At 62.0% G+C, this 7,131-nt stretch carries 5 protein-coding genes; 1 reads left to right on the top strand and 4 read right to left on the bottom strand.

All coding sequences use genetic code 11. From position 1 onward, the window contains the following. Positions 1-122 precede the first annotated feature (122 nt). The 4 genes from BM300_RS06830 to secA form a co-directional block, all read right to left on the bottom strand. On the bottom strand, positions 123-1,067 hold the full coding sequence (locus BM300_RS06830; protein ID WP_092462386.1) for a Nudix family hydrolase: 945 nt from the start codon (positions 1,065-1,067) through the stop codon (positions 123-125). Next, complete coding sequence (locus tag BM300_RS06835) at positions 1,064-1,696, bottom strand: glutathione S-transferase family protein (protein WP_092462388.1); 633 nt, start codon at positions 1,694-1,696, stop codon at positions 1,064-1,066. The genes BM300_RS06830 and BM300_RS06835 overlap by 4 nt, the downstream gene beginning before the upstream one ends. 89 nt (positions 1,697-1,785) lie before the next feature. Beyond that, on the bottom strand, positions 1,786-3,003 hold the full coding sequence (argJ, locus tag BM300_RS06840; RefSeq protein WP_057452545.1) for a bifunctional glutamate N-acetyltransferase/amino-acid acetyltransferase ArgJ: 1,218 nt from the start codon (positions 3,001-3,003) through the stop codon (positions 1,786-1,788). Between the two features lie 123 nt (positions 3,004-3,126). Continuing rightward, positions 3,127-5,862 (bottom strand): preprotein translocase subunit SecA, encoded by a 2,736-nt coding sequence (gene secA, locus BM300_RS06845; protein WP_063324599.1) that lies wholly within the window; start codon positions 5,860-5,862, stop codon positions 3,127-3,129. Between the two features lie 306 nt (positions 5,863-6,168). On the opposite strand from secA, the gene BM300_RS06850 reads away from it, so the two are divergent. Continuing rightward, on the top strand, positions 6,169-6,624 hold the full coding sequence (locus tag BM300_RS06850; RefSeq protein WP_072349345.1) for a DUF721 domain-containing protein: 456 nt from the start codon (positions 6,169-6,171) through the stop codon (positions 6,622-6,624). Positions 6,625-7,131 lie beyond the last annotated feature (507 nt).

Consider the following 7,131-nt stretch of genomic DNA (forward strand, 5'->3'; position numbering starts at 1 on the left):
TCTGCGTGGGAATGCAGCCCGGGACGCTCCGCGTCCCCCTCCAGAGCCGAACGCGGAGCGTCCGTTGAGGCATTCCCACGCAGAGCGTGGGAACGATCAGTAACAATCAGTTCACTGCAGCTTCAAGCCTCTGGCCAAAACGCCCGAATCCCCGCCACACCCTGCGCCCCGGCCTCCCAGGCTTTTTGCCGCTCGCCAGGCCCGACCCCGCCCAACAGATAAACCGGCCTGTTGAAGCCCTCGATCAACCGCGCCGCCTCTGCCCACCCCAACGGCTGTGCATCGGGATGGGTCTGGGTCGGTTGCACCGGCGAGAGTGTCACGAAGTCCACGTCCATCTGCTGCGCCAGGGACAGTTCCTCGGCGTTATGGCAGGAGGCCGCCAGCCAGCGGTCCTTGCCAAACGGTCGACCGGCCGCTGCATGCTTGCGCAGTTGCGCGGCGGTAATGTGCCAGCCAGCGGAAGGAAAATCCCCCAGCCATTCGAACGGGCCCTTGAGCATCAGCTGGGCCTTGCCGGCACACAGCCCCGCCGCGTCCACCGCCAGATCGCGGTATTGCGGGTCGTAACCGTTGGGGGCACGTAGCTGGACCAACTTGATCCCACCGGCAATCGCCTTCTGCATGCCGCGCAGCAAGGCCGGTGTTTCAAGGCCGTCAGGCGTGATCAGGTATTCACCCGGCAAACGGGCCGCCGCGACAATCGGCTGATTGGCCGCCGGAAACTCATAGTTCGTCAGATCTCGGGCCGTCACCCAGGCCAACGGCTGCCCTTCGGCGCCGTGGGGCTGGCCGGTGAACGCCGAGACTTCCCAGACATCCAGCAACACCTGTTTGTCCGGGTAATCGTGGCGCACCTTGATCAACGGTCGGGCGGCATCGACGACAATGCACAGCTCTTCATGAAGTTCACGGGCCAGGGCGGTTTCGACGGACTCATCGGCCTCGACCTTGCCACCGGGGAACTCCCACAGGCCCCCCTGGTGCTGGGTGTCGGCCCTTCGGGCGATCAGGATTTTACCGGCGGCGTCGCGAATGACCGCCGCCGCCACATGGACTCGTTTCACCGCGCAGTGTCCTCCAGGCCAGCGTGTTGCCACGCCTTGAACGCCGGCCATTGATAAAGGGTTTCGACGTAGGCCTCATCGACCTGCGACAGTTTCACCTGATAAGTGCGCAAGCGCACGGCAACAGGGGCAAAAAACGCATCGACCAGGCTCACGCGGCCAAACAGGTAAGGACCGGTTTCGGTCGCCGCGGCACGGCATTCGGCCCACAGCGCCAGCATCCGCTCGATTTCCACCTGGACGTCAGCCGGCATGGGTGACAGCGGTGCATCGTGCAGCAGGTCCATGGGCATGTGGTTGCGAATGGCGAAGAAGCCGCTGTGCATTTGTGCACAAGCCGAGCGCGCCTGGGCCCGGGCGGCAACGTCCTTGGGCCAGAGATTGGCCTCGGGAAACTGTTCAGCCAGGTATTCGGCAATCGCCAGGGAGTCGGCGATCACGCCGAACTCGGTCTTGAGCAGCGGGACCTTGGCCGTGGCCGAATACTTGAGCAGCTTCTCGCGGGTGTCGGGCTGGTCGAGCCTGACCAGCTCTTCGGTGTACTTCGCGCCGGTCAGCGCCAGGGCCAACGCGCCGCGCAGGGACCAGGAAGAAATGCGTTGGTCGCCAATGATCAGGTGCATGCTCATGCCTGGATTCCTTTCTTATGGTTCTGGGGTGTCTGTTCTGGCGCCATCGCGAGCAAGCTCGCGATGGCAGCAACTCGGTCCCGAGCCTGTTAAGTCCGGTACTCAGCGTTGATCTTGACGTACTCGTGGGACAGATCGGTGGTCCAGATGGTTTCGCTGCAATCACCCCGTCCCAGCTCGATACGGATGGTGATTTCTTCCTGTTGCATGACCGCCGCGCCCTGGGCTTCGGTGTAGGTCGCAGCGCGAGCGCCTTGGCTGGCGATGCAGACTTCGCCGAGGAACACATCGATCTTGCTCACGTCCAACTCAGGCACGCCGGCCCGGCCAACGGCGGCGAGAATGCGGCCCCAGTTCGGGTCGGAGGCGAACAATGCGGTCTTGATCAGCGGCGAGTGCGCCACGGTGTAGCCGACATCCAGGCATTCCTGGTGATTGCCACCGCCGTTCACCTGCACGGTCACGAACTTGGTCGCGCCTTCGCCGTCACGCACGATGGCCTGGGCCACTTCCATGCACACTTCAAACACCGCCTGCTTCAGCGCCGCGAACAGCGGGCCGCTGGCTTCGGTGATTTCCGGCAGGCTGGCCTTGCCGGTGGCGATCAGCATGCAACAGTCGTTGGTGGAGGTGTCGCCGTCGATGGTGATGCGGTTGAACGACTTGTTGGCGCCGTCAAGCATCAGGTCTTGCAGCACCTGGCGCGAGACCTTGGCGTCGGTGGCGATGTAGCCAAGCATGGTCGCCATGTTCGGGCGGATCATGCCTGCGCCTTTGCTGATACCGGTGACAGTGATGGTCACGCCATCGTGCTCGAACTGGCGGCTCGCGCCCTTGGGCAAGGTGTCGGTGGTCATGATGCCGGTGGCGGCGGCGGCCCAGTTGTTTTCCGACAGATCATCGAGAGCGGCTTGCAACGCACCTTCGATCTTCTCGACCGGCAGCGGCTCGCCGATCACGCCGGTGGAATACGGCAGCACCTGGCTGGCGTCGACACCGGTCAGTTCCGCCAGCTTGGCGCAGGTGCGCTCGGCAGCGGCCAGGCCTGGCGCGCCGGTACCGGCGTTGGCGTTACCGGTGTTGGTCAGCAAGTAACGCACCGGTCCCTGCACGCGTTGCTTGGCCAGGATGACCGGCGCGGCACAAAAGGCGTTGAGGGTGAACACGCCAGCGACCGTCGAACCTTCGGCGCAACGCATGACCACGACGTCCTTGCGCCCGGGGCGCTTGATGCCCGCCGAAGCGATACCGAGTTCAAAACCGGCAACCGGGTGCAACGTGGGCAACGGACCAAGACCAACAGCCATGAATGCGCTCCTAAATTAGATGTATATCGATGCCATCCTCATTGGGACGGCGAATCAAAATGGCAAAACGCCGCGACGGATAAAATCCGGTCGCGGCGCGGGTGGTTCAGCGTTGGAACGGGTTTATTGGATCTGCCCGTGGCAATGCTTGTATTTCTTGCCCGAACCGCAATAGCACAGTTCGTTACGACCCAGCTTCTGCTCGTTGCGCACCGGTGCGGTCGCCAAGGCGACATCCACATCGACGCCCTCTTCGGCGACCACTTCCAGGCCCGGCGCTTCGGCGTGTTCGAATTGCATGCGCGCAGCCAGGGCTTCGGCTTCCTGGCGCAGGCGGGCTTCTTCCTCGGCCGGGTCTTCGCGGCGAACCTGAACGTGAGACAGCACACGGATCGAGTCGCGCTTGATCGAGTCGAGCAACTCGGAGAACAGCGTGTAGGACTCGCGCTTGTACTCCTGCTTCGGGTTCTTCTGGGCGTAACCACGCAAATGGATCCCGTGACGCAGGTGGTCCATGGTCGAGAGGTGGTCTTTCCACAGGTCGTCCAGCACCCGCAGCACGATTTGCTTCTCGAAGGAGCGCAGCGCTTCGGCGCCGGCCTGGTCTTCTTTCTCGTTGTACGCGGCGATCAGTTCGGCCAGCAGCTTCTCGCGCAGGGTTTCTTCGTACAGGTGATCGTCTTCGTCGAGCCATTGCTGGATTGGCAACGCCACGCCGAAGTCGCTCTGCAAGGCGGCTTCCAGGCCAGCGACGTCCCACTGCTCCGGCAACGACTGCGGCGGAATGTGGGCACTGACGGTGGCGTTGAGCACGTCCTGGCGGAAATCGGCGATGGTTTCGCCAATGTTGTCGGCGGCCAACAAACTGTTACGCATGTGATAGATCACTTTACGCTGTTCGTTGTTGACGTCGTCGAACTCCAGCAGTTGCTTACGAATATCGAAGTTGCGGCCTTCGACCTTGCGCTGGGCCTTCTCGATGGCGTTGGTCACCATGCGGTGCTCGATCGCCTCGCCCGGCTGCATGCCCAAGGCCTTCATGAAGTTCTTCACCCGGTCAGAGGCGAAGATGCGCATCAGGCTGTCTTCCAGGGACAGGTAGAAACGGCTGGAACCGGCGTCGCCCTGGCGACCGGCACGGCCACGCAGCTGGTTGTCGATACGACGCGACTCGTGACGCTCGGAAGCGATCACCTGCAAACCGCCGGATTCGAGCACCTGTTGGTGACGTTTCTGCCAGTCGGCCTTGATCTGCGCGATCTGCTCGGGGGTCGGGTTTTCCAGGCTGGCGACTTCCACTTCCCAGTTGCCGCCCAAGAGGATGTCGGTACCACGGCCGGCCATGTTGGTGGCGATGGTCAGCGCACCCGGGCGACCGGCCTGGGCGATGATCTCGGCTTCCTTCTCGTGGAACTTGGCATTGAGGACCTTGTGCTCGATGCCTTCCTTGTTGAGCAGGGCGGACATGTGCTCGGAAGTCTCGATGGTGGCGGTACCCACCAGGATCGGACGGCCCTGGGCCATGCCTTCCTTGATGTCGTTGATGATCGCCGCGTACTTCTCTTCGGCGGTCAGGAACACCAGGTCGTTGTAGTCTTTACGGGCCAATGGCTTGTTCGGCGGAATCACCACCACTTGCAGGCCGTAGATCTGGTGGAATTCGAACGCTTCGGTGTCGGCCGTACCGGTCATGCCGGACAGCTTGTTGTACAGGCGGAAGTAGTTCTGGAAGGTGGTCGAGGCCAGGGTCTGGCTCTCGGCCTGGATGTTCAGGCCTTCCTTCGCTTCGATGGCCTGGTGCAGGCCTTCGGACAGGCGACGACCCGGCATGGTACGGCCGGTGTGTTCGTCCACCAGTACGACCTGGCCGTCCTGCACGATGTATTCGACGTTGCGATGGAACAGCTTGTGCGCACGCAGGCCAGCATAAACGTGGGTCAGCAGGCCCAGGTTGTGGGCCGAGTACAGGCTCTCGCCTTCAGCCAGCAAACCAATACGGGTGAGCATTTCCTCGACGAACTGGTGACCCGCTTCGTTGAGCTCGACCTGACGGGTCTTCTCGTCAACGGTGTAGTGCCCGGGTTGGGTCACTTCGCCTTCGACTTCCTCGACGTGCAACTTGAGCTGCGGGATCAGCTTGTTGATCTCGATGTACAGCTTGGAGCTGTCCTCGGCCTGACCGGAAATGATCAGCGGGGTACGGGCTTCGTCGATGAGGATGGAGTCCACTTCGTCGATCACGGCAAAGTTGAGTTCACGCTGGAATTTTTCTTCCATGCTGAACGCCATGTTGTCGCGCAGGTAATCGAACCCGAATTCGTTGTTGGTGCCGTAGGTGATGTCGGCGGCGTAGGCGGCGCGCTTCTCTTCCGGCGGCTGGAACGGCGTGACGACACCGACAGTCAGGCCGAGGAATTCATAGAGCGGGCGCATCCAGTTGGCGTCGCGGCGGGCCAGGTAGTCGTTGACCGTCACGACGTGCACGCCCTTGCCGGACAGTGCGTTGAGGTACACGCCCAAGGTCGCCACGAGGGTCTTGCCCTCACCGGTACGCATTTCGGCGATCTTGCCTTCGTGCAAGGTCATGCCGCCGATCAACTGAACGTCGAAGTGGCGCATGCCCATGATCCGCTTGCCGGCTTCACGGGCGACCGCAAAGGCTTCAGGCAGGAGCTGGTCAAGGGTTTCCCCCTTGGCGATGCGGTCCTTGAATTCGGCAGTCTTGGCTCGTAACTGATCGTCCGAAAGGGCCACCATTTGCTCTTCGAAGGCATTGACAGTCTGTACCGTCTTGAGCATGCGCTTGACTTCACGCTCGTTCTTGCTTCCAAAAAGTTTCTTTAACAAAGGCGCAAACATATCGGCAGGATCTTCCACACTAAAGGGATGGAGGGCGGCCCCGTGAGTCGCCCGTGCAGCCCTCATGGCCGCATGCGAACGAGCATTCTACCCGGAAACGATGGAGAGGAAAGTGGCGTTATTCCACGATGCTGGCACAGCGCTGTGACGGGGCCTGCATAAAATAAGGGCTTTTACGCGAACTTCAACCCACAAAAGGCAGAAGTTACGCTTTGGTTGCGCGGGTAAAAGCCGCTGGGTATCAGGCCGAGGCGTGCCCGGCGCTTTCTGCTACCATGGCGCCTCTGTCACTTGCGGTATTCATTCATGGCCTTCCGCCCTCTTCCAGCCAAGGCACCCGCCGTTCTGCTGCGCGAAGCCAAGCCGCTGAAAGCCATCTTCGGCCACGCCAGACGCCTGGGCCACTTGCAGCGCCTGCTCGACAGCCAGTTGCAGCCTGCCGCGCGCGAGCATTGCCACGTGGCGTCCTGGCGCGAAGGCAGCTTGCTGCTGATCGTCACCGACGGCCACTGGGCCACGCGTTTGCGCTATCAGCAAAAGCGTCTTTTGCGTCAATTGCAGGTGTTCGAAGAATTCGCCAGTCTGACGCGGATTTTGTTCAAGGTGCAGCCGCCTACGGTGCAGGTGGGCGTCAAGGGGCACACTCTGGACCTGTCTACCGATGCGGCCGCGACCATCCAGGCTACGGCGGATGGCATTAGCGATCCCAATCTGCGGGCGGCGTTGGAGCGGTTGGCGGCGCATGCTCGGCCCAAGGATTGATCTGGCGGTCTCGGTTGGGTGTGGGACCGCTATGGGCGGGGGGGTTGTAGTTTGTGTGTATATCCGTTTCTGCGGTAACGGCTGCTTAGGGTTCCGCCCTGACGGCGGGTCACTTTCGAAAAGCGCGAAAGTAACCAAAGCGCTCCTGCCCCACCACTTGGCACCTCGCCTAGGCTCGGTGTGCCCTCACTCCGGCATTGCTCCGTGGGCCCGCTGCGAAGGGCCATCCATGGCCCAGCGCAGCTATCCCGGCATCCATGCCGGGATGCCCACTCCACAATGCCTGCGTTCGGCCATCGTGGTTAATGGGGCGCCGAGATCAACGTCCACCGCGAGGCGGCCTGAGAGCCGACCTGGTTGGGAGTGAACGCGTTCCTCCTGTGGGAGCGAGCCTGCTCGCGAAGGCGGTGTCACTGTCGATGAAAGATGTTGAATGGGCTGGCCTCATCGCGAGCAAGCTCGCTCCCACAGGTTTTTGTGTCGCATGCAGATGCTGTGAACACCCGC

This window comes from Pseudomonas sp. NFACC46-3 (assembly GCF_900114515.1).
Taxonomy (GTDB): domain Bacteria; phylum Pseudomonadota; class Gammaproteobacteria; order Pseudomonadales; family Pseudomonadaceae; genus Aquipseudomonas; species Aquipseudomonas fluorescens_Q.

Coding starts and splice junctions, on each gene's coding strand:
- BM300_RS06835 (WP_092462388.1), bottom strand. CDS start 1,696: ATGAGCATGCACCTGATCATTGGCGACCAACGCATTTCTTCCTGGTCC.
- argJ (WP_057452545.1), bottom strand. CDS start 3,003: ATGGCTGTTGGTCTTGGTCCGTTGCCCACGTTGCACCCGGTTGCCGGT.
- secA (WP_063324599.1), bottom strand. CDS start 5,862: ATGTTTGCGCCTTTGTTAAAGAAACTTTTTGGAAGCAAGAACGAGCGT.
- BM300_RS06850 (WP_072349345.1), top strand. CDS start 6,169: ATGGCCTTCCGCCCTCTTCCAGCCAAGGCACCCGCCGTTCTGCTGCGC.